A 21382-nucleotide genomic window follows, 5' to 3' on the forward strand; every position below is an offset into this window, starting at 1 on the left:
TCTAAGTACGATCCTACCAAGCCTCTATCCCTTGAAGCCGAGTCTATCTAAACACGATTTTCTATGAAACGAAGAGACATTCTCACCTTTGTTGGTACAATACTTGCTGGCTGGGTTTTGGCAGTCGGTTTACCATTGTTTACACCTGCTCCCGTAGTAGCGCAATCAAACGTTAATTTGCTTGTGTCTGCGGCTGCAAGTTTGAAAGACGCATTGGAAGAAATTAAGCCCCTGTATCAACAGAGTAAAGCAAATGTCAACATTAGCTATAATTTTGGTGCATCTGGCGCTTTGCAGCAGCAAATTGAAAACGGTGCGCCAGCAGATATTTTTATTTCAGCAGCTAAAAGACAAGTAGATACTTTAGAACAGAAAAACCTGCTCGTTCCAGGTACACGAGGCATTGTAGCAAAAAACCGCCTGGTCTTAGTTGTGCCGAAGAATGCAACTGGTGTTACCAGCTTCTTTAGTTTAAAAGATGCCCAAATTAAACGAATTGCTATTGGTGAACCTAGAAGTGTGCCTGCTGGACAATATGCGGAGCAGGTTTTGGATAAGTTAAAACTGTTGCCCGGTGTCAAGTCGAAATTAGTCTACGCTAATAATGTGCGTCAAGTTTTAGCATCTGTAGAAAGTGGCAATGCTGATGCAGGTTTGGTTTACGCTACTGATGCCAAAATTTCTGACAAAGTGAAAGTTGTAGTTGCTGCTGATGAAAAATACCACTCTCCCATTATTTATCCCTTAGCTGTGGTAAAAAGTAGCAAAAATGTTAACGCAGCAAAGGATTTCACCCAATACTTGACTACTAGTAGCCAAGTGAAAGCTGTATTAAGGAAATATGGGTTTATTTTGCCTTAAGGGTCATTAGTTCAGTTGTCAGTTGTCAGTTGCTTCCCCCTACTCCCTACTCTCTGTTCCCTATTTTCTCAGTAAGTGGGCGACAACAAATCAAGCTAATGGTGTGGCAAGGCTGAAATGATGCAATGAAATTAAACGCAGATGCACGCAGCGAAAAGTTCTGTAGGAGGGTTTCCCTCCGTAGGAAACTTTTCAAGACAGATAAACGCGGATGGAATTTCTGTTATTGCACTATTTAAAGCTGGTCACACCAGTAGTAAGGACTTTATTACTTCTTGGAGGACTAAAGTCTTCGCTACAAACCTTTAATTATTTTTACCTAGCTACTTAGACTTGCGACAAAAAGGAAAATCAAGAGTTGAAATAGGTGGAATAGCTAGATTTTATAAGTATATTTTCTCCATTTTATCGAATTGGTTTAAGTATTTAAACTGTAGTGTATTTTTAATAATTTTCGTTAAATGTCTTATCTGTCCTTGCATCTAGATTTTAATGCTGAGAAAATATTTATTTGTGAGTGCATTATAAATTACTCTCAAAAATTTTATCAGGAAGAGCATATATGAAATTTAAGTCAGCATCTGTAGGTATCGGCTTAAGCGTTCTCAGCAATTTGTTTTATCTCGGTGCTTTATCAACTCCTTTAGTTAATTCACAACGAGTCTTGGCTCAAGAAGTGGCTGCTTCCTGTCCTCTCCCACCAGAGATTGCTGTCACTTTCCTAGATTCTAAATGTGAAGCAGTCAAACTAGAACGTCCGCAAAAATTTTATCGCTACTATAGTAGTAGTACTAATAAATTTGGTAGGTATTTAACCACTAATCGATATAAAACAAACGTAGAAGTTATCAGGAATTTAGCGCTGAATCAAGAATGGGGCAATCAGGCGACTACAATTCTCAAAGTCACTGTTCCTGCTGGTACAACGGTATATCAAGGCATTGTTGCCCCCCAAACTCCTGCTCAGTGCTACCCAGGGGGAGGTCAGCAGACTTTTATTCAAGATACCAGAGATCCCAATATCAAGTGGAATGACGTAGGAAATCTCAAAATAGAAGCATTTAGTTGCCCATAAAATTTATGGAAATCAAAACCGAAAAGTTTCTCCATCTGATAGACCAAGCATTGAAGATTGCAGAACAGATGCGTACTGAACTAGCGGATTCAGAGCGTTTGAATAATGTGATTAGCGTTCTGCAATCTGTGAGAAATCAGGCATTGGCCGGGCAGCTTGAACCATCAGCAGGAACCTCAACTCTGGGGTTGGCTCGTGAAGTGGCTGATTGGGTTGAACCTTTAGATTCGCCGTTATTAAAAGCTGTAGGTGCAATTGAGGCGTTTTACCAAAACAACCTCTAAGTAGTCGTCATGAAATGTGTAAGCTACTCTTGCTTGAACTTGCACATTTCATGATAGCTGGGGACTGGGGACTGGGTGAAAAGTCTTGTTGTGTCTAGGTTATATCATCTATTGATATCCTAACACTACTGGCGACAGCTATAACAAAACATACAATTAATTTTTCCGTACTAAAGTTAATCCATCGCCGATGGGAATTAAACTTAAGGTGATGCGCTGGTCTTGTAATAGCTTGTGGTTGAAGGCGCGGATTTTTTTGGTGCGATTATCTTGAATTTCCGGATCGGCAACTTTACCAGACCAGAGAACATTATCGATCGCTATCACACCTCCTGAACGAATTAATTGCAGCGATCGCTCATAATAATTGTCATAGTTGCTCTTATCTGCGTCAATAAAGGCAAAATCAAAGGTTTCGGCTTCACCTGCTACTAGTAACTTATCTAATGTTTCCAACGCTGGGGCGAGATGAAAGTCTATTTTATGAGTTACTCCGGCTTGCTGCCAATAACGTTGGGCGATCGCGGTAAACTCTTCACTAACATCGCAGGCTACCAGTTTTCCGTCCGGAGGTAGAGCTAGTGCCACAATCAAGGAACTATAGCCTGTAAATACCCCCACCTCTAAAGTTTTTTTTGCACCCAGCAATTGCACCAACAACGCCATAAATTGTCCCTGTTCTGGGGCAATTTGCATTCTTCCCATAGGTTGCAAGGCTGTTTCTTGTCGTAGTTTAGTAAGTATTTCCGGTTCCCGCAAAGAAATAGATAGTAAATAATCATATAAATTTTGTGTGATTCCCAGAGTACGAGTCGTCATAAGATTAATTTGTAATTTGTCAGAACCTATGGCTTGCATCTACGTAATAATTAATTATTCACTGTCTGCTACTCCCTTAAATAGTGACTTTTTTCTCTCTCTAGGTTGAGAAAATCTGAGTTTTGTTTCCACCTCAAGACCGATAAATATTAAGTATATAGTAGTTAATTTTAAGGCAGATGAATAGGATAAATCCTTCATCGAAAGAGAGTTGTGTACTTGTTTTCCGTGGTCAGATTAATTATTTCAGGTGTGAGGAGAAATCATGTCAGTCACGTACATTGGCTAACAATTAGTACGTTTGGCTAACATCCGGGGTGAAAATGCGTAAGCTTGCTATTTGCAAGTGGGAGCAAAAGCACAATTAAACCTTGGGTTGATCTATCGATCCAAGGTTTAATTGTGTGGATGAAAATTTAATTTGTTGATCGAGAAGTTGTAGGTCTATTACCAGGAGAAACATATGGCAGAAAAGCAAACATTACAACCACCGCAGCAGCAAAAAACACCAGGTACAGAATCAAAAATGCAACCAAAACCTCAAGCTGATGATGCTCGGTATCTGGGTAGCGGTAAATTAAAAGATAAAGTTGCCTTGATTACTGGTGGGGATAGTGGGATTGGTCGGGCTGTGGCGATCGCCTATGCTAAAGAGGGTGCAGATGTAGCCTTTGTTTACTTGAGTGAACATGGCGATGCGGAAGAAACCAAAAATTTGGTAGAAGAACAAGGACGGCGTGCTGTATCTATCGCCGGGGATATAACTGATGAGGCTTTTTGTCAGCGTGCAATTCAACAAACTGTAGATGAGTTTGGTAAACTGGATATTCTCATCAATAATGCGGCTGAACAACATCCCCAAGAAAGCATTGAAGATATTACTAAAGAGCAGTTAGAACGGACATTCAGCACTAACATTTTCTCAATGTTCTACTTGACAAAAGCAGCACTCAAGCATCTGAAACAAGGTAGCGCTATTATCAATACTACTTCAGTTACAGCTTATAAAGGTAGTTCACATTTACTTGATTATTCTGCAACAAAAGGGGCAATTGTTGCCTTTACTCGTTCCTTATCACAAAATCTCATTAGTAAAGGTATCCGGGTTAATGCTGTGGCACCTGGGCCAATTTGGACACCTTTAATTCCCTCGACATTCCCCACAGAAAAAGTAGAAACCTTTGGTAAACAAGTACCGATGCAACGAGCAGGACAACCGGAAGAAGTTGCACCTAGTTATGTGTTTTTAGCTTCTGATGATTCGTCTTATATGTCTGGTCAAGTTTTACATCCTAATGGTGGGGAAGTAGTTAATGGCTAAATAGTCTAAATTTATGATTGAGAATTCAGCATAAATTATCTCTTATCTATTCTGGATTCTCACTCTTGAACGTTAATGTATGTCTGCCAACGGAGAGATGATTACGTCTTCAGCAGTTGCTATATCTAGTAAGGAACATTTAAAGAAAAAAGATAGCTTATGTCATCCCTAAAACCATTGCACGGCACAGAATTAGTAGATTGTGCTAGGGCAAATGCCAAGCAGGGAATTGAAACTGCTGCTTACCAATGTGGCTATGGTGATGATCTCAATAGATTTGCACGAGAACTGAGAAAAGCGTGTGAGGAAATGAATCTGCAAGTTAAAGAATTGAATGAGTTAATTACCGACCAGGATATGATTCTTAACTTGGGAACTGGAGAAATTATTGCACCGGATACAGCTTCGGAATTGTAAATATCAATAATTCACAATTGTAAAATCACTCTTGCCAAATTGAAGTAAATTAAAACTCCAAGTACGTCAACGGCTGTAGTAATAAAAGGTGCTGACATTAAGGCTGGATCTAAACGTAAGTAGCGAAACAAAAATGGCAGTGCTGAACCAGATATAGAAGCCAAAACAGAGATAGCGATTAAACTAGCACCAACAGCGATCGCAACTTCTAATCGACCTTGGAGAAAGTAAGCCCATACAGTGGCGATACTACCTAACATACCTCCTAGCAATGCACCAGCGATCGCTTCTCGTCCAATTACCTGTAATGTGCCAAGTGAGCGAATTTCGTCTGTATTCATCCCGCGAATCACGACTGTGGAAGACTGAGCGCCTACGTTACCACCAGTACCAGTTAACAAGGGGATAAAGGCGGTGAGGGTGACTACTTTTGTCAAGATATCTTCTTGGGACTTAATAATTGTGCCGGTGACGGTATTGGTGATTAAGAGAACAAATAACCATAAAACCCGCTTGCGAGCTACTTCCCATAAATCCATTTGAAAGTAATTGTCGCCACTGGACTGCACACCACCCCCTAAAGCGTAGATATCTTTGGTGGTTTCCTCTTCCAGAATATCAATTACATCATCAACAGTGACAATCCCGACTAAAAGCTGTTGCCTGTCTACCACCGGAACAGCCAGGAAATCATACCTTTGAATTAACTTAGCTACTTCTTCCTGGTGAGTATCTGTATTGACAAAAATTACATCACGGGTCATCACTTCGCCAATAGTCTGTTCTGGCTGGGATGTCACCAACTCCCGCAGTGAGACAATGCCGGTTAAGCGCCTAGCTTGATCCGTGACGTAAAGATAGTAGATCATCTCACTAGCATTAGCGAGGCTGCGAATCCGTTCTAGAGCTTGCCCTATGGTCATGTTTTCTTTCAGACCAATGAACTCTAGAGTCATGATGCGCCCGGCTGTATCGGCTTCATAACCCAACATTAGGGCTGTGGCTTGGCGTTCTGTTGGGCTAAGTTGTTCTAGTAGGTGATTGACAACCTTGGCAGGCAATTCATCAAATAATCTAGCTCGGTCATCCGACGACATTTGATCAACGATATCGCGGACTTCCTGGCTTTTTAGCTCTTCAATTAATCTTTCTTGAACACTGTAATCAAGATATTCATAAACTTCAATGGCTTCATCTTTAGAAAGCAAGCGAAAAGCTAAAGCGTGCATCGTTTCGGGCAAACCTTCAATCGCTTCGGCTATGTCCGCAGGCTGTACAGGTACAAGAATTGCTTTTGCTCCCTGTAAATCTCCTGCTTCTAATAGCATTCGCATCTGCGTCCGCACTAAATCACGCAATTCCCTACGTGACACATCCTGAAGGGTAGAGTTTAAATTGTTCGTCTCTGTCACTTTCCACTTTCCTCGACCAGTCTGAACAAGGTTGCTGCCCCTAGTCTAAGGGATTGTGGAAGGTGTAAGGTTAAACTTACCGTGATTTTTTCTGCTTTGATGTGTTGTCAGTTTTTTCTTAAGAAAATTTGGTTAAAAATCCCAACAGTTTTTTTGTTCTTGGTGTGAGGAGGGTACGGCGATAGGTATCTGCGGCTTTTTTGATGGCTTCAGCTTGGGTAGGATAGGGGTGAATCACATTACTGAGTTTGTTTAAACCTATTTTATTGACTATCGCTGTGGTGATTTCCGAAATCATCTCGCCGGCGTGAGTTGCCACAATAGTTGCACCGACAATTTCATCAGAACCTTTTTTGTGGTGAATTTTCAGAAAACCATCTTCTTGAGCATCGGCGATCGCTCGATCTACACTACTAAAAGGAATTTTAATTGTCTCTACGTCTTGACTTTCATACAGTCCCACATGGGCAATTTCTGGGTCAGTGTAAGTTACCCAAGGCATAACTAAGCTACTTAGTTTCGACCTGCCTAAACCAAAGGGTGAAAACAGGGTATTTTTAATGACAATGCGCGCGGCTGCATCGGCGGCGTGGGTAAACTTCCAATCCATGCAGATATCACCAGCAGCATAAATCTTGGGGTTAGTTGTTTGTAGATAATCGTTTACTTCCACACCCCGACGCTTGTCGTATTTTACCCCGACGGCTTCTAAATTCAACCCTTCCACATTAGGCGATCGCCCTGCACCCACTAATATTTCATCTACCGTCACCGAATCACGATAACCGTTAGTAGAAAAATACAACCGTTTACCTTCAGTTACCGTCACTACTTCTTCTACCTTGGCATTTAAAACTAGGCGAATCCCTTCTTTAATTAAAGTCTGTTGGACAACTTGCGCTGCGTCGTTATCTTCCTTGTTGAGGAGGTGGGAACCACTATGAATCAGCACTACCTCACTCCCCAAACGGCGGAAGGCTTGAGCTAATTCGCAACCAATGGGGCCACCACCAATTACAGCTAACTTTTCCGGTCGTTGAATTAAGGAAAAAACCGTCTCATTAGTAAGATATCCAGCTTGTTCAATGCCGATAATCGCTGGTTTTGTAGCCCTAGCACCAGTAGCAATCACCGCTTTTTTAAATTTCAGGGTTTTACCAGCTACTTCTACGATGTCACTGCTAGCAAATTTACCGCTACCCAAAAACACATCTACTCCCAAAGATGCAAAGCGTTCCGCCGAGTCATGATGGCTAATGTCCGCCCGTATTCGTCTCATCCTTGCCATAACTGCGGGAAAATCAATATCAATCTGGCTGGGAATATTAATCCCCAAATTTTTCCCGTTCCAGATTTCCCCCACCACCCGCGAAGACCGAATGATTGTTTTAGAAGGGACGCAACCCACATTCAAGCAATCTCCACCCATGAGATGCTTTTCAATCAGCGCCACCTTTAAACCCAAACCCAGACCAGCCGCACCCGCCGCCACCACTAAGCCAGCAGTTCCCGCACCAATCACTACCAAGTCATAACTATCAGCAGGTTGGGGATTTACCCAATTGGGCGGATGTACATAAGCCACCAATTTCTGGTTATATTCATCTACTGGGCGGACGATGACTCTATCTAGTTCTGAATTGGACATTGGGTGTAACCTCTCAGCAATCCAAATTACTCTATTGTAAGCAAGCTACAAAATTCGCAATTCAAAATCAGGAAATTCAGAACAGGCAATGTTAGTATTGAGTGCAGGCGAGAATATTTAGCTACGTTATGGATAGGGTGACTACACCCGATATTCTCACATTGGCATAAGCTTCAGAATAATTACTTTCATAAGAAATTTCTCATCTTTTATTCATTAAGCTTTCATAGATTACTAGTTAAACTGGCATTAATTTACAGTTAAGAAACTCAGTAGCAATTCACCTGTGTATAGAAACAAGCCAATTCCCAGAAAGATTTTAGGATATTTTTGCCCCTCAAGTTGATTGGCAAATAAATGATCGTCAGCAATACTTCTCACTTGTTGACCTAGTGCCTAAGGGTCTGTACTTAATTGCTGATCTATATATAAAGATAGTTGATTTTACTCAACATTATCAATGTAATTTGTTCCTATCAATTATGGGAAATTGCTAGATAAAAACTGGATTATATATTGTGTTAAAAATTAGTCAGGAGTACAAATGAACAACTTGTTACCCCACTCCAGAAAAATCACCAGAAAATCGGCTAGAATCAAATCTTATGAGCCTCGTAAATGCCGTATAGCGTTGTATTCCCACGACACAATGGGACTAGGACACAAACGCCGTAATTTGTTGATTGCTCAAACTTTAGGATTTTCACCACTACAAACTGATATTTTAATGATTAGTGGCATTCAAGATGCCAGCAGCTCACCAACGCCGCCAGGTGTAGATTGTTTGACCCTCCCGGCTCTGCACAAAAACATTGATGGGGAATATCAAGCACGAAAGTTGGATCTATCATTGCAGGAAATTATTACACTGCGATCGCAAGTTATCCTCGCCACTATCAAAACCTTTAAACCGGATATCTTCATTGTGGATAATGTCCCACGGGGCGCAGTCAGAGAACTAGATCCCACTTTAAAATACTTGCGTAGGGAAGGCAACACACGCTGCATTCTGGGTTTGCGCGATATCTTAGATGAACCTGCTTCCGTGAGTCGAGATTGGAAACGAGCAGCCAATGAAGAAGCGATTCAAACCTATTATGATCAAGTTTGGGTGTATGGCGATCGCAACATCTATGACCTAGCCAAAGAATATCACCTCCAGCCAAAAACCGCCGCCAAATTCCGCTACACAGGCTATCTTGACCAACGTAACCGCCTCAAATATCTGAATTCAGATATAGTTCAATCATTTAAATCCCTCAATCTACCATCTGAACGCTTAGTATTGTGTCTAGTAGGTGGTGGACAAGACGGCGCGCAGTTAGCAGAAACCTTTGCCCATGCAGAACTACCACCAGGGATGAATGGTATCATTTTGACGGGCCCCTTCATGCCACGAGAAGTCAGGCAAAAACTCCACAACTATGCAGCGCAACGTGATAATTTGCGCGTGTTGGAATATTTAGCCGAACCGACAATGTTACTCCATCAAGCCGAACGGGTGATTGCAATGGGTGGTTACAATACCACTTGTGAATTGTTGTCCTTTGGTAAGCGATCGCTTATTCTACCCCGTGTCAAACCCCGAAAAGAACAATTAATTCGGGCTGAACGATTAAAAAAACTAGGTTTAATTGATTTCCTACACCCAGATAAATTAACATCGGCGGCGTTAACCAACTGGTTAAATCTTGACATTCAACCACCACCAGTCCGTAAATTCGTCGATCTCAAAGGACTCACCCACATTCCCCAATTCGTCCATGAAATCCTCATGTCTACTCATCAAGCACCCCCACAAGCAAAAGCTTCTTAAATAGTCATTGGTCAATAGTCAATAGTCAATAGTCAACAAATATAGCTATTGCCAGTAGTGTTAGGACATCAATAGATGATACAACCTAGACACAACAATACTTTTCACCCAGTCCCTAGTCCCTAGTCCCCAGCTATATGTCTACGTCCGTCGCTTATATTCTCAAACGTTATCCCCGCTATTCTGAAACTTTTGTCGTTAATGAAATTTTGGCTCATGAAGCGGTTGGCTTAGATATAAAAATTTTCGCTTTAAGACCACCATCAGACACACACTTTCAAAATATTATTTCTCAAGTGCGTGCGCCTGTAACTTATATTCGTAAGCCAATTCAAGGTAGGGTGAGTGATTCACTTAATAGTCTTGCGCCTACAGCCGCTAGCTATTTTTGGGCAGAATTACAAGAAGCAAGTAAGGTTATCCCTGATTTTTGGTCAAAATTGGCCTTTGCTCAAGGGGAAAAAGCCAGCACTGTCTACCAAGCTGCATGGTTAGCACGAGAAGTCAAGCTCAAAGGTATCACTCATTTACACGCTCATTTCGGCACTGTAGCAACTAGTGTCGCTCGTCTAGCATCTCACTTTACGGGCGTTCCCTATACTTTCACAGCTCACGCTAAAGATATCTTTCATGAAAGCGTAGAATTTGCGGATATGGAACAAAAGCTAAAAGATGCGGCCGGTGTGGTGACTGTCAGTGACTATAATGTCAAATATCTGCAACAAACATATAACCTAGCTGCAAACCAAGTCCAACGCATCTATAACGGGTTAGATTTACAAAAATTACAATATTCTTCTCCGGCGGAACGTCCACCATTAATTATCTCAGTGGGTCGCTTAATTGAGAAAAAAGGGCTATCTGTTCTCATGGATGCTTGTGCAATTCTCCAGCAGAGAAATTATGAATTTCAGTGTCAAATTGTGGGTACTGGTTCTTTAGAATCAACTCTGCATCAGCAGATTCAGGATTTAGGATTGCAATCTTGTGTGCAAATTATCGGCCCTCGTCCTCAAAATGAGGTGTTTCAATTAGTACAGCAGGCTGCTGTGTTTGCTGCGCCTTATGTGATTGGCAAAGATGGTAATCGAGATGGATTACCTACGGTTTTACTGGAAGCTATGGCTCTGGGAACTCCCTGTGTCAGTACGGTTGTGACGGGTATTCCTGAAATAGTGCGTGATGGGGAGACTGGGTTGATTGTCCCGCAATATGATGCGGAGGAATTAGCCACTGCGCTTGGTCAACTTTTGAAGGATGCGGCTTTGCGGGTGAGGTTGTCTACTCAGGCTAGGAGTTTGATTGAGTCGGAGTTTAATATTTGTCGGAATACGGAAGTTTTGAGGGAGTTATTTCTCACGCAAAGGCGCAAAGGCGCAAAGGAGGAGTGAGGGTGAGAGTTGCTTATATTTGTGCTGATGGGGGGATTCCTGTTTTTGGGCAGAAGGGTTGCTCTATTCATGTGCAGGAGGTGATCCGGGCTTTGAAAGGGCAAGGTGGACAAGTTACATTGTTTGCTAATCGGTTGGGGGGAGAGTTACCGGCGGATTTGGCTGATGTGGTGGTGCATCAACTTCCACCTATTCCCAAGTTAGAGCGATTGCAGCGTGAGCAGGTTGCTTTGGGAATGAATCCTGATTTACGTTTAAGTTTGCAGAAGTTTGGCTCGTTTGATTTGATTTATGAGCGTTATTCTCTGTGGAGTTATGGCGCGATGGAATATGCCCAAGAGAGGGGAATTCCGGGTTTGTTGGAGGTGAATTCACCTCTGATTATCGAACAGGCACAGCATCGGGGTTTGATTGATCGTGATGGTGCGGAAGCTGTGGCGCGTCGGGTGTTTTCAGCCGCTACAGCATTGATTGCGGTTTCCGATGGGGTGAAAAGTTACTTGCTGGATTATGTGGATAGTAGCAAAGTTTATGTGATTCCTAATGGTGTTAATCCTCGTCGTTTTTCTCCTCTACGTTCTGTAAGTCAACGAGAAAGTTTTACAGTGGGGTTTGTTGGTAGTTTAAAACCTTGGCATGGATTACCTATTCTGACGGAAGCTTTTAGTTTACTGCATCAACGTGTTCCCCATGCCAAACTTTTGATTGTTGGGGATGGCCCGGAAAGAGAGAATCTGGAAGCTGAATTAGCTACACGGGGACTAGATGCTCATACTCAATTCACCGGTGCGGTAAATCCTGAGCAAATTCCCCAATTATTAACGGCGATGGATGTGGCTGTTGCACCATACGCCGCACAAGCTGATTTTTACTTCTCACCTTTGAAGGTGTATGAATATATGGCGGCTGGTTTGCCTGTAGTGGTTAGTCAGATTGGACAATTGACAGACTTAATTGATTCTGGGGTGAATGGTATGCTTTGCCCCCCTGGTGATGCGATCGCTTTAGCTAACACATTAGAACAATTATGGCGATCGCCTAATCTACGTCATAGTTTAGGACAAGCCGCGCGGGAAACTGTGATAGCTAATCATACTTGGGATGCGATCGCTCGGAAAATTCTGCATATAGCCTCTTCGTTACCTGTGGAGGTGAAACTATAAATGCTAAAACCCAAAAAATCAGCTGTTCCCGGTTTGTGGGAAGTGCTGGTTTATTTCTGGCCTGATATTCGTCCCCAGTATGGATTACTTTTAGTTTCGGCGATCGCTTTAATTGCAGATGTGGGATTGCGGGTGTTAGAACCTTGGCCTCTGAAATTCGTCTTTGATTATGTTCTTCTGCGGGGCGACAGGGTTAATACTCTTCCCCTCATAGCTAATCTAGAACCAATCACATTACTAACATTCTCAGCCGTTGCAGTTTTAATGATTACAGGGTTACGCGCTTTTGCTGCCTATGGAAGTACCGTAGGATTAGCCATAGTCGGTAGCCGAGTCATGGCTAAAGTGCGGAATCGTCTATATTGTCATCTACAAGATTTATCTTTGGCTTATCACACCAAAGCCCGTAGTGGTGATTTAATTATCCGTGTCAGTAGCGATGCTAGCCGTCTCCAAGAGATTATGATTACGGCAGCATTACCACTAGTAGTTAGCATTCTCTCTCTATTTGGCATGATTGGGGTAATGTTTTGGATGAATCTTAGCCTCACTCTGCTGTCACTCATCACGTTACCGTTCTTTTGGTTAGTCACTAACCGACTCAGCCAGCGCATCAAAGATTCTTCATTAAAGCAACGTCAACAAGAAGGGGCTGTGGCGGCGACGGCGGCTGAGTCTATCGCGGCGATTAAATTAGTCAAAGCCCTCTCCCTACAGGATGCTTTCGCACGGGTGTTTGCTCAACAAAATCAAAGTAGTCTCAAAGAAAGTGTCAAAACTCAACGGCTGGCGGCTCATTTGGAACGTACTGTAGATGCGGTAATTGCAATGGGAACAGCGATCGTTTTATGGTATGGCTCTTGGTTGGCGTTGCGAGATGCTTTAACCCCTGGGGATGTGCTGGTATTCCTTACATACCTCAAGAATGCCTTTAAGCCGGTGCAGAACTTCGCTAAATATACTGGACGACTGGCTAAAGCTGCGGCTTCTGGGGAACGGATTTTGGATGTGTTAAATCAAAAACCAGATATCCATGATTTACCGGATGCAGTCCCAGCCTCAATTTTCCGGGGTGCGGTGCGTTTTGATCGCGTCCATTTTGCCTATGACTCAGGACGAGTGTTACTAGAAGACATTAATTTAAACATTCAATCGGGACAGCAAGTAGCGATTGTAGGGACTTCTGGTGGTGGTAAATCGACGTTAGTCAGTCTTTTATTACGACTTTATGATCCCACCTCTGGGCGAGTGATGATTGATGGGCGAGATATTCGAGAATATACATTGGCATCATTCCGTTCCCAAATTAGTGTAGTTTTGCAAGATAGTCTGTTGTTTGCTGCCAGTGTTAAGGAAAATATTGCCTACGGGATTGCTGGGGTATCTGATGCAGAAATTGAAGCGGCGGCGCGTTTAGCTCATGCTCATGATTTTATCCAAGCTTTACCGCAAGGATATGACACCCTGGTGGGGGAAAGAGGCGCAACTCTTTCGGGGGGACAAAGACAACGGATTGCGATCGCTCGTGCGGCTATTCGTCAAGCTCCTATCTTGATTTTAGATGAACCTACTACGGGGTTAGATAAGGAGAGTGAGAAGGCTGTAATTGATGCGTTGCAAAGGTTGTCACGGAATAGAACGACTTTTTTGATTACTCATGATCTGGATTTTGCTACTCGCGCAGATATGATTATTTATCTGGAACATGGGCGGATTGTGGAACAAGGTTCTCATGTGGAGTTGCTGAACAAAAATGGGCGTTATGCGGCTTTGTATGAGGTGCAGGCTTCTTTGAGGGTTTAGAGAGAGTTTTTTTAACGCAAAGGGGCACTGAGGTATGCGCTGAGGTACGCTGAGTATGGATTTTAGTGATGAGAAGATGCCTTTTTTGGCGGATGCGGTTGATCGGGTACGGGTGGAGGAGTGTTTTAGGCAATGTTTGGTAATAGCCCAGAATTTTCGTGTGCAGAATATCCGGGTGATTCGTCATAAGTTGGGGCGGCGTTGTTTGATTGAATATGAGCTAATGGATGATGTTGGGGAAATTATTACTCTAATTGGCAAGGTGAGGGCTAAGGGAACGGATTTTCATAGTTATGAGTTACAGAAATCTCTCTGGGAATCGGGATTTGCTGATGATAGTGCTGATGGCATTTCTGTACCTGAACCTGTGGGGATAATTCCTGAGTGGCAAATGTGGTTACAGCGTCGGGTTGAAGGGGTGACTGCTACTCAAATCCTCTCACAAACTAACGGTATTTTCCCTGCAAAACTAATTGCTGAAGCTGCTTATAAATTGCATCAAGCTAATATTATCCCTCGTCGTTCTCATAGAATGTCGGATGAATTAAGAATTCTCCATGAACGGATTCCATTAGTGATGGAACAATATCCACAATGGCAAAGACGTTTAGAACGCATATTATTAGCCAGTGATGATTTAGGCGCAAACACACCAGAACTAAAACTCTGTGGTATCCATCGTGATTTTTACCCTGATCAAGTGATTATGAATAATTCTCGTTTGTATCTCCTTGATCTAGATTTATATTGTGCAGGTAATCCGGCAGTTGATATCGGTAATTTTATCGCTCATCTGCAAGAATATAGCTTACGTACTGTTGGTAATCCCCAAGCATTACAAGAGTATGAAGATATTCTCAAGACAAGATTTCTTCAGCTTACAGGTGATGAATTTTCCCTCGCTATTCAAGCCTATACCATCCTAACTTTAGTCCGACATATTTATATTAGTACCCTATTTCCCGAACGTCGCCCTTTTACCGCAGCACTATTACATCTCTGCGAACAACGACTCAATATAACTCATAATTCGTAATTATAAAGCGTTTCCCAACCTTCTGAGGTACTGAATACACCACTAATAAAATTTGGCAATCTCTGCGCCCCTCTGCGTTTAAAAACATTAGTTAAGTACGTCACTTAAGCAGAAATCCCTATAAATTTATATACGCAGATTTTAATTTTAGGAAATAGAATTAATGTTTTCAATCTTTTGTCAGAAAATACACCTGATTAGTTTAATAATTTTATCTATTTTGAGTAATATAGCTAAAGTCAGTGCAACAAATATTCCAGTAGAACAAAATAGTACATTAAATAAAATCATATCAGTTTCTCAACTAGCGGAGATTACCCATGACAGTTGGGCATTCCAAGCACTACAAGCATTAACTGAGCAATATGATTGTGTTGGTCTGGAGAATACTGACAATCAAATCATGACTAGATATGAATTTGCTACTAAATTAAATGCTTGTATTCTCAAGATAAATAATAGTAACTTTGACAAAGTTAATCGAGAAACATTAACTACAATCCAAAAACTACAAACAGAATTTTCTACGGAATTAGCAACTTTTAGAAACCGCATCGATTTATTAGAAAACAAGGTGGCTACATTAGAAATACAACAGTTTTCGCCCCAAGTTGAGTTAGAGGGAGAAGTTATTTTTGCGGTGACTGGAGTCGCTGGCGGGAAAAAAGCTAACAGTAGAACTAAGCCAATCAATAATAATTTAGTGTTGAGCGATCGCCTCCGTCTCAGCTTAGAAGCAAGTTTTAATGGTAAAGACAAGTTACAAGTCCGTTTACAGGGACGCAACACACCAGAATTAGCAGATTTCACCGACACTAAAATGGCTAATTTAGGCTTTGATGGTGACGATGATAATGAAGTAGAAGTAGATCAGCTAGATTACAAATTTCGACTAGGTAAGCAAACCCGCGTCACCTTATACGCTTTGGGAGGAGGATTAGGCGATTTTGTTCCTAGTGTTAATCCTCTGTTTAGTGGTAGTGGAGACGGTTCAATTTCGACATTTGGGCGAGAAAATCCAATTAGAAGACAAGGTGGCGGTACAGGTATCGGTATTTCTCATAATCTCGCCAAGTCTCTCAATTTTTCATTGGGATACGTCACCAACGATGCAGCTAATCCAGAAAAGGGAATTTTTGCTAGTCCTTATGGGGCGATCGCTCAAGTCACCCTGGAACCCACCAAAAACACGGCACTTAGTCTTACCTATATCCACTCCTACAATAATATCAACACCGGCACTGGCAGCGAGTTAACCAACAACCCCTTTAATAGTCAAGCAGATGCAATTACAGCTAATTCCTTTGGTGCAGAAGCCGCTTGGCAAATTAACCCAACCATTACCCTGGGTGGACGAGTTGGTTTGATTCATGCAACAGCAGATGATTTACCCACAAACCCAAATGCTACTATTTCCACATGGGCATTACTACTAACTTTGAACGATATTGGCAAAGAAAATAGCTTTGCTGGGTTTGTGATAGGTCAACCGCCTAAAGTGACACATAATAGTTTTGGTGATGCCTTTAAAGATCAGGATACATCTTTACATTTGGAAGCTTTTTACCACCTACAAATTACCGATAATCTGGCAATAACTCCGGGTTTATTTGTCATCACCAACCCAGAGCATAATAATAATAACGACAAAATTTATATTGGCACAGTTCGGACAACTTTCACCTTCTAATAGCAATTTTATAGGAGGTTGCACATAATATAAAATCTGTTGATTTATCCACGTTTCTCTGTCTTGAAAAGTTTACTAGGTCGGGCTAACCCTCCTAAAGAACTTTTCGCTGCGTGCATCTGCGTTCAACTATTCTATACAACTCATCACTCCTATTTAATCCTCATATAAGTCAGTTTGCAGGTTTCCCTGACTATCAAGATATAATTCTTCCTCAAGTTCTCCGTCAGTAATATCTACCTCATAAAATATACCTTTAGGTGTAATTTCAACTTCATATTTTGTGATGATATATCCAGGACGTTCTTGCTTGATACGTTTTAGTACAATAGGAGGGAAATCTTTTTCTGTCACATAGTACTCTGTTTCTAGCCATTCCCCGGTCTCGGAAAACTCCGCTTCGTATTGGATATTATTCTGAGTAAAAACTGCCTCATAACCGTATTCATGTCTTTGCCAGGTGTGAGGAATATTGGGATATTTAGCTTGGAAAGCTGCTTGAACACTTGGGGGAACTGTGATACTTTGTTCCTTTTTTGCGGGATGATAGCTAGACAATAAAAATACTATGAGATATGCACCACTAAACACAAATAAGAATAATGTAATTGGTATGTTTTTCACCTATTTACATAATTAATTTTGGATAAATGTTGCTTCTTGGGGTGGTTCCAAAGGTATGATAATCGTGAATACAGACCCTGCCCCTAGTTCACTTTGTAAGGTAACTCGTCCTTTGTGGGCTTCTGCAATGGCTTGGACAATAGATAAACCTAGCCCAGCACCTTCAGAAAGACGGCGACTGTTTGTTGCACGAGCAAAGCGCTGAAAAATTCTGTATTGGTCAGCTGATGCAATACCTGCACCTGTGTCACGTACCCAAAAGCTGACTTTATCTCTGTAAATCATTGACCCCAGAGCAATTGTATCAGTGTTGTTTGTATGTTGAGTGGCATTTTGTGCCAAATTCATCACAGCCTGAGTCAGACGTTGACGATCGCCTACTATTTTACCTCTAGCCACAGCTTCCAGTTTCCAGATGCGATCGCCAAGACCTTTGACTTTAGCAAATAATTCTTCGGTAAAAGTGCAAACATCAAATGTTTCTAGTAGTAAAAAATCTGGACGCTCTGCTTTTGCTAGTAACATCAAATCATTGACGAAACGGTTCATTCGTTCCAACTCATCTATGACTATAGTTAGAGTTTCTTGTATTTCTTTTGGGTCATTGCCCATCAATTCTAAATGACCACGAATAATGGTAATAGGTGTTCGCAGTTCATGTCCAGCATCATTAATAAAGTTGCGTTGACTAATAAACGCATTTTGTAACCTATCCATCATGTCATTAAACGTAGTGCCTAATTCTGCTAGTTCTCCATTACCATCTATAGTGATGCGTTGATTTAAATCAGTTTCACTAATTTTACGAGCTGTTTGAGTTAGTAAGCGCAAAGGAGCCAAAATTTTTCCTGAAGCAAGCCAAGCCAAAACTAAAGCGAATATTAAAACAAATGCACTCACTCGAACAATCACTGCTAAAGTTTCCAAAACTTCTCCACGTTCTCCAGCAGTAGTGTGGGCAATGACTATAACTCCCATGATTTCGCTCTGAATTTTCACAGGTTGAGCTAGATAAACGATGCTTTCAACTTCACTATTAGGTATTACAACTTCTTCTTGCTTTGTCTGTGTTAATTTCGCCCAATCTCGAATGAGTTTTGCATCCCTATCCATTTCTTTTGGTCTAGCTCTAGGACTTGATTTATAAAATTTTTCGTCCATCAGGGCAATCAAAAATGTATCGTCTTGTGGGAGTTGATTGCCTAAAAAAGCATCAAAAAACTCTCTTAGCTCTTGCTTTGTCGTTGGTGGCTTTAGTAGACGGTTATCATTTTGTTTAAGTTTATCAATAGCTTCAATACTTTCTTCATCTAACTGATGCTTAGGAGTATTACTTGTACCAAGTAGTTGCTCAAATATTTCTATCTTTTCTATTGCTTCCTCGTTTACACGTTGATTAACTCGTGCATATAAAGCCTGACGAATTGTCGGAATAAAAACCAGAAAAATAAAAAATAAAATTATGGCATACCAGGACAAAATCCTTGTACGTGTAGACCAGAAGAAGCCTCGACGGTGCTTGAGAAATGTTCCAGCTATGCTATTTTGCTGGTTCTTCACTGATTTATGAGTGTCAGGATAAAATAGTATAACTTGAGATTTATCTTTCTTAGCTTGTTGCCCCATATAACTATAAATTTATACGTATAATACTGCTAAAGTTTTGAATTTCGGCTCTAACATCCAAAATCCAAAACCTTGCATTCAAAATTCCGGTCACATAGGGAACACAAGCATCTTACGACAGTATTTATCTTTTGTCGGCAAAGAAGAAAGGCTGTAATCGAAACCTATGTTTATTAGTTTCTAACTCTCGGATGAAAGAACTGTGAGGTTTTGATGAGAATATTCTTATGTTCGCAGACGATAACCCATGCCTCGGACAGTTTCAATTAAGTCATTACCTAATTTTTTGCGTAAATAACCAACGTAAACATCAACAATATTCGAGCCTGGGTCATAGTCGTAACCCCATACCCTATCTAATAATTGCTCACGACTCAAAACTTGCCCAGGATGGCGAAAGAAGGTTTCTGCCAGCGTAAATTCCCTGGCTGGGAGTTCTATGGTGTCTTGACCGATTTTAACTTTGCGCGATCGCAAATCTAAAACTATATGTCCCGACTTAATTACCATCTCTTCCATAACCTGGCTACCACCACTCTGACGTAACCTAGCTTTTACCCGTACTAACAATTCTTCAAATCGAAACGGCTTGGTTAAATAGTCATCTGCTCCTGCTTCAAACCCTGCAACCTTATCTTGAATGTCATCACGAGCAGTCAAAATAATCACTGGGACATTTTCCCCTTGTCCCCGTAATTCTTCTAATACATCCAAGCCATCTTTACCAGGAAGCCCTAAATCCAAAATCATCAAATCAAAACCGCTACTTAATGCCATGTTAGTCGCCGAGTAGGCATCAGTAGCCACAGCCGTTGTAAAACCTTGAGAACGCAGTCCCTTCTCAATAAAAGCCGCTATGCGGGGTTCATCTTCAGCTATGAGAATCCGATTCATCCGATGCAACCTCTTTCAGTATTTCTAAGGATAGAGACAACTGTAAAAGTAAAGTCTGTTCCCAGAATACCTTTTCTTCATGATTTATACTGAAAAGGGGATGCTTAATTTGTTTAAGGGTGTAGGGGTGTAGGGGTATAAATTGAAATCCTTAAACCCAATCGGAGTCTAAAACCGATTCTGCTGCTAGACGTTCATCAGTACTGGCTGGCACTAAAGAGTAAACTAAGGGAATACCACTCAGGGTGCTGATGAGGACTAACTTGTAGCCAAAGTAATTCATTTTTCGACTGGCACATCACCCGTAATCAGCACTACCTGTAAAATCACTTTGACATTTATCACGCTTGTAGCCAACTACTGGTACTGGTTTTGTATCCAACATTAGGGTGCGCTCAAAGATTGCGCCCAACTCCACAACCCAGAAACGTCTTAATTCTTCCAGCATTCCCTCCAAGCGTCTGGCTCGTCGGTTGAACTGGCTTTGATCTAACAGTTGCGGGAATAGGCTGAAGTAGTTTGCCCGCACAAATCCTAAAAACTGCTGTTCTCCTGGGTATGGGAAAAAATCCATTGCTACCAACAACGTCAACATCTCACTATCTCTGAATCTCGGTGATGGCCCTGGTAATAACGGTACATAACGATAGCCTTTTTGCGATCAAAATTTGAGGGGAGGAGCGATCGCCTAATTAATGATTTAGTACCTGATAGTCTTGCCAACTATCAGGTAGCTTAAACACTTCTGGGGGTAATGACAGTTAACATGGGATTGTCATTCTTTACTTGCCATGCCAGCGAGAAAAGGCATAACTAGGAAAAATCTTTTCCTAGTATCCTGTTTCTAATTTACTCCGCGTAGCTTGCGAGTATTTTCTACTAAACTTTGGGCAAATTGATCAAATCTTTGGGAGAGTTTTTCATCAAGTAACTTTCCTTCAGGACTAAAAGCACTGTAGGCTTGTCCAATGGCAATTTGCTCTGGAATTACCCAACCATGTACCCAACGAACAATCAGTCTCAAGTCGTTTAGGGCGTTGCTATTTGATTGACCACCCAAAATGCTAATCAGTCCTGTAACTTTACCAGACAGTTCATCAAAGCTCATCAAATCAAGGGCATTTTTGATTACACCACTAACGCTGCCATGATATTCAGGTGTAGCTAAAATCAGTCCATCAGCATTACTAACGGTGTCACGCAAGCGCTGAACATCTGGATAATCTGAGTAGTCTTTACCACCATTGCAAAATGGTAATTGCCACTCCCGCAAATCGATAATTTCTACTTCCGCACCCAAGGCTTCTAGGCGTTGCGCTGCTACCCGCAAAGCTAACTGAGTGTAAGAGTTTGGTCTTAAACTACCAGCAATACCTACAATTTTTACCATAATGCACCTAACGTTAAGAATTTGTAAAAATACGAAGTCATTACGAATTTGTATATAATCTTAACGATTTATTTTCCTGTAGTCAAATTACCGCTGGACGACGGAAAATGGA

Annotated in this window: 18 protein-coding genes and 1 pseudogene; 11 read left to right on the forward strand and 8 right to left on the reverse strand. The window is 41.5% G+C overall.

Going from position 1 to position 21382, the window contains the following annotated elements; genetic code table 11:
• Positions 1-63: 63 nt before the first annotated feature.
• The 3 genes from modA (at position 64) to GSQ19_RS17490 (ending at position 2220) form a co-directional block, all read left to right on the forward strand.
• The gene (gene modA / locus GSQ19_RS17480; protein ID WP_011319206.1) at positions 64-861 is read left to right on the forward strand and encodes a molybdate ABC transporter substrate-binding protein; all 798 of its coding nucleotides are present in this window, start codon (positions 64-66) and stop codon (positions 859-861) included.
• A gap of 562 nt (positions 862-1423) precedes the next feature.
• Positions 1424-1936: a hypothetical protein gene (locus tag GSQ19_RS17485; protein ID WP_011319207.1), complete on the forward strand. Its 513-nt coding sequence runs from the start codon at positions 1424-1426 to the stop codon at positions 1934-1936.
• Positions 1937-1941: 5 nt separating this feature from the next.
• Positions 1942-2220: a hypothetical protein gene (locus tag GSQ19_RS17490; protein ID WP_011319208.1), complete on the forward strand. Its 279-nt coding sequence runs from the start codon at positions 1942-1944 to the stop codon at positions 2218-2220.
• A 156-nt stretch (positions 2221-2376) separates the two neighbouring features.
• Here GSQ19_RS17490 and GSQ19_RS17495 read toward each other — a convergent pair whose 3' ends face one another.
• Positions 2377-3039 carry a class I SAM-dependent methyltransferase gene (locus tag GSQ19_RS17495; RefSeq protein WP_041456773.1) on the reverse strand — a complete coding sequence of 221 codons (663 nt, stop codon included), beginning with the start codon at positions 3037-3039 and terminating at the stop codon, positions 2377-2379.
• A gap of 463 nt (positions 3040-3502) precedes the next feature.
• On the opposite strand from GSQ19_RS17495, the gene GSQ19_RS17500 reads away from it, so the two are divergent.
• Together GSQ19_RS17500 and GSQ19_RS17505 are read left to right on the forward strand one after the other, a co-directional pair.
• Entirely contained in the window at positions 3503-4360 is an 858-nt protein-coding gene (locus GSQ19_RS17500; RefSeq protein WP_011319210.1) for an SDR family oxidoreductase, read from the forward strand.
• 159 nt (positions 4361-4519) lie between these two features.
• Positions 4520-4777 (forward strand): hypothetical protein, encoded by a 258-nt coding sequence (locus tag GSQ19_RS17505; RefSeq protein ID WP_011319211.1) that lies wholly within the window; start codon positions 4520-4522, stop codon positions 4775-4777.
• 11 nt (positions 4778-4788) lie between these two features.
• On the opposite strand, the gene mgtE is transcribed toward GSQ19_RS17505, so the two are convergent.
• Positions 4789-6189, reverse strand: a complete 1401-nt coding sequence (gene mgtE, locus GSQ19_RS17510) for a magnesium transporter (RefSeq protein ID WP_011319212.1) — start codon at positions 6187-6189, stop codon at positions 4789-4791.
• A 118-nt stretch (positions 6190-6307) separates the two neighbouring features.
• On the reverse strand, positions 6308-7837 hold the full coding sequence (locus GSQ19_RS17515; protein WP_011319213.1) for a mercuric reductase: 1530 nt from the start codon (positions 7835-7837) through the stop codon (positions 6308-6310).
• A gap of 544 nt (positions 7838-8381) precedes the next feature.
• Here GSQ19_RS17515 and GSQ19_RS17520 point away from each other — a divergent pair.
• The 6 genes from GSQ19_RS17520 to GSQ19_RS17545 all read left to right on the forward strand — a co-directional run bounded on the left by GSQ19_RS17520 (position 8382) and on the right by GSQ19_RS17545 (position 16736).
• On the forward strand, positions 8382-9653 hold the full coding sequence (locus tag GSQ19_RS17520) for a glycosyltransferase family protein (protein ID WP_011319214.1): 1272 nt from the start codon (positions 8382-8384) through the stop codon (positions 9651-9653).
• A gap of 137 nt (positions 9654-9790) precedes the next feature.
• Complete coding sequence (locus GSQ19_RS17525; protein WP_011319215.1) at positions 9791-11044, forward strand: glycosyltransferase; 1254 nt, start codon at positions 9791-9793, stop codon at positions 11042-11044.
• Positions 11045-11046: 2 nt separating this feature from the next.
• Entirely contained in the window at positions 11047-12207 is a 1161-nt protein-coding gene (locus GSQ19_RS17530; protein WP_011319216.1) for a glycosyltransferase family 4 protein, read from the forward strand.
• Positions 12208-14010 carry an ABC transporter ATP-binding protein gene (locus tag GSQ19_RS17535; protein ID WP_011319217.1) on the forward strand — a complete coding sequence of 601 codons (1803 nt, stop codon included), beginning with the start codon at positions 12208-12210 and terminating at the stop codon, positions 14008-14010.
• A gap of 55 nt (positions 14011-14065) precedes the next feature.
• On the forward strand, positions 14066-15046 hold the full coding sequence (locus GSQ19_RS17540; protein ID WP_011319218.1) for a phosphotransferase: 981 nt from the start codon (positions 14066-14068) through the stop codon (positions 15044-15046).
• A gap of 220 nt (positions 15047-15266) precedes the next feature.
• On the forward strand, positions 15267-16736 hold the full coding sequence (locus GSQ19_RS17545) for an iron uptake porin (RefSeq protein ID WP_228119716.1): 1470 nt from the start codon (positions 15267-15269) through the stop codon (positions 16734-16736).
• Positions 16737-16892: 156 nt separating this feature from the next.
• Here the strand turns inward: GSQ19_RS17545 and GSQ19_RS17550 are convergent, their stop codons facing one another.
• From GSQ19_RS17550 to GSQ19_RS17570, 5 genes and pseudogenes are all read right to left on the reverse strand, one after another.
• Positions 16893-17360 carry a PepSY-like domain-containing protein gene (locus GSQ19_RS17550; RefSeq protein WP_011319220.1) on the reverse strand — a complete coding sequence of 156 codons (468 nt, stop codon included), beginning with the start codon at positions 17358-17360 and terminating at the stop codon, positions 16893-16895.
• A 12-nt stretch (positions 17361-17372) separates the two neighbouring features.
• Positions 17373-18986, reverse strand: a complete 1614-nt coding sequence (locus GSQ19_RS17555; RefSeq protein ID WP_011319221.1) for a sensor histidine kinase — start codon at positions 18984-18986, stop codon at positions 17373-17375.
• Positions 18987-19211: 225 nt separating this feature from the next.
• Positions 19212-19880, reverse strand: a complete 669-nt coding sequence (locus GSQ19_RS17560; RefSeq protein ID WP_011319222.1) for a response regulator transcription factor — start codon at positions 19878-19880, stop codon at positions 19212-19214.
• 163 nt (positions 19881-20043) lie between these two features.
• A pseudogene (locus GSQ19_RS30540) lies at positions 20044-20538 on the reverse strand (transposase family protein); the annotation flags it as partial.
• Between the two features lie 186 nt (positions 20539-20724).
• Complete coding sequence (locus GSQ19_RS17570; protein WP_011319223.1) at positions 20725-21270, reverse strand: NADPH-dependent FMN reductase; 546 nt, start codon at positions 21268-21270, stop codon at positions 20725-20727.
• Positions 21271-21382 lie beyond the last annotated feature (112 nt).

It is taken from the genome of Trichormus variabilis 0441, assembly GCF_009856605.1.
Taxonomy (GTDB): domain Bacteria; phylum Cyanobacteriota; class Cyanobacteriia; order Cyanobacteriales; family Nostocaceae; genus Trichormus; species Trichormus variabilis.

What these genes read in the sequence shown, in the direction of transcription:
- GSQ19_RS17555 (WP_011319221.1), bottom strand. Translation starts at nt 18,986, where the DNA reads ATGGGGCAACAAGCTAAGAAAGATAAATCTCAAGTTATACTATTTTAT.
- GSQ19_RS17525 (WP_011319215.1), top strand. Translation starts at nt 9,791, where the DNA reads ATGTCTACGTCCGTCGCTTATATTCTCAAACGTTATCCCCGCTATTCT.
- GSQ19_RS17505 (WP_011319211.1), top strand. Translation starts at nt 4,520, where the DNA reads ATGTCATCCCTAAAACCATTGCACGGCACAGAATTAGTAGATTGTGCT.
- GSQ19_RS17560 (WP_011319222.1), bottom strand. Translation starts at nt 19,880, where the DNA reads ATGAATCGGATTCTCATAGCTGAAGATGAACCCCGCATAGCGGCTTTT.
- GSQ19_RS17485 (WP_011319207.1), top strand. Translation starts at nt 1,424, where the DNA reads ATGAAATTTAAGTCAGCATCTGTAGGTATCGGCTTAAGCGTTCTCAGC.
- GSQ19_RS17490 (WP_011319208.1), top strand. Translation starts at nt 1,942, where the DNA reads ATGGAAATCAAAACCGAAAAGTTTCTCCATCTGATAGACCAAGCATTG.
- GSQ19_RS17515 (WP_011319213.1), bottom strand. Translation starts at nt 7,837, where the DNA reads ATGTCCAATTCAGAACTAGATAGAGTCATCGTCCGCCCAGTAGATGAA.
- GSQ19_RS17495 (WP_041456773.1), bottom strand. Translation starts at nt 3,039, where the DNA reads ATGACGACTCGTACTCTGGGAATCACACAAAATTTATATGATTATTTA.
- GSQ19_RS17520 (WP_011319214.1), top strand. Translation starts at nt 8,382, where the DNA reads ATGAACAACTTGTTACCCCACTCCAGAAAAATCACCAGAAAATCGGCT.
- GSQ19_RS17570 (WP_011319223.1), bottom strand. Translation starts at nt 21,270, where the DNA reads ATGGTAAAAATTGTAGGTATTGCTGGTAGTTTAAGACCAAACTCTTAC.
- GSQ19_RS17535 (WP_011319217.1), top strand. Translation starts at nt 12,208, where the DNA reads ATGCTAAAACCCAAAAAATCAGCTGTTCCCGGTTTGTGGGAAGTGCTG.
- modA (WP_011319206.1), top strand. Translation starts at nt 64, where the DNA reads ATGAAACGAAGAGACATTCTCACCTTTGTTGGTACAATACTTGCTGGC.
- GSQ19_RS17500 (WP_011319210.1), top strand. Translation starts at nt 3,503, where the DNA reads ATGGCAGAAAAGCAAACATTACAACCACCGCAGCAGCAAAAAACACCA.
- GSQ19_RS17540 (WP_011319218.1), top strand. Translation starts at nt 14,066, where the DNA reads ATGGATTTTAGTGATGAGAAGATGCCTTTTTTGGCGGATGCGGTTGAT.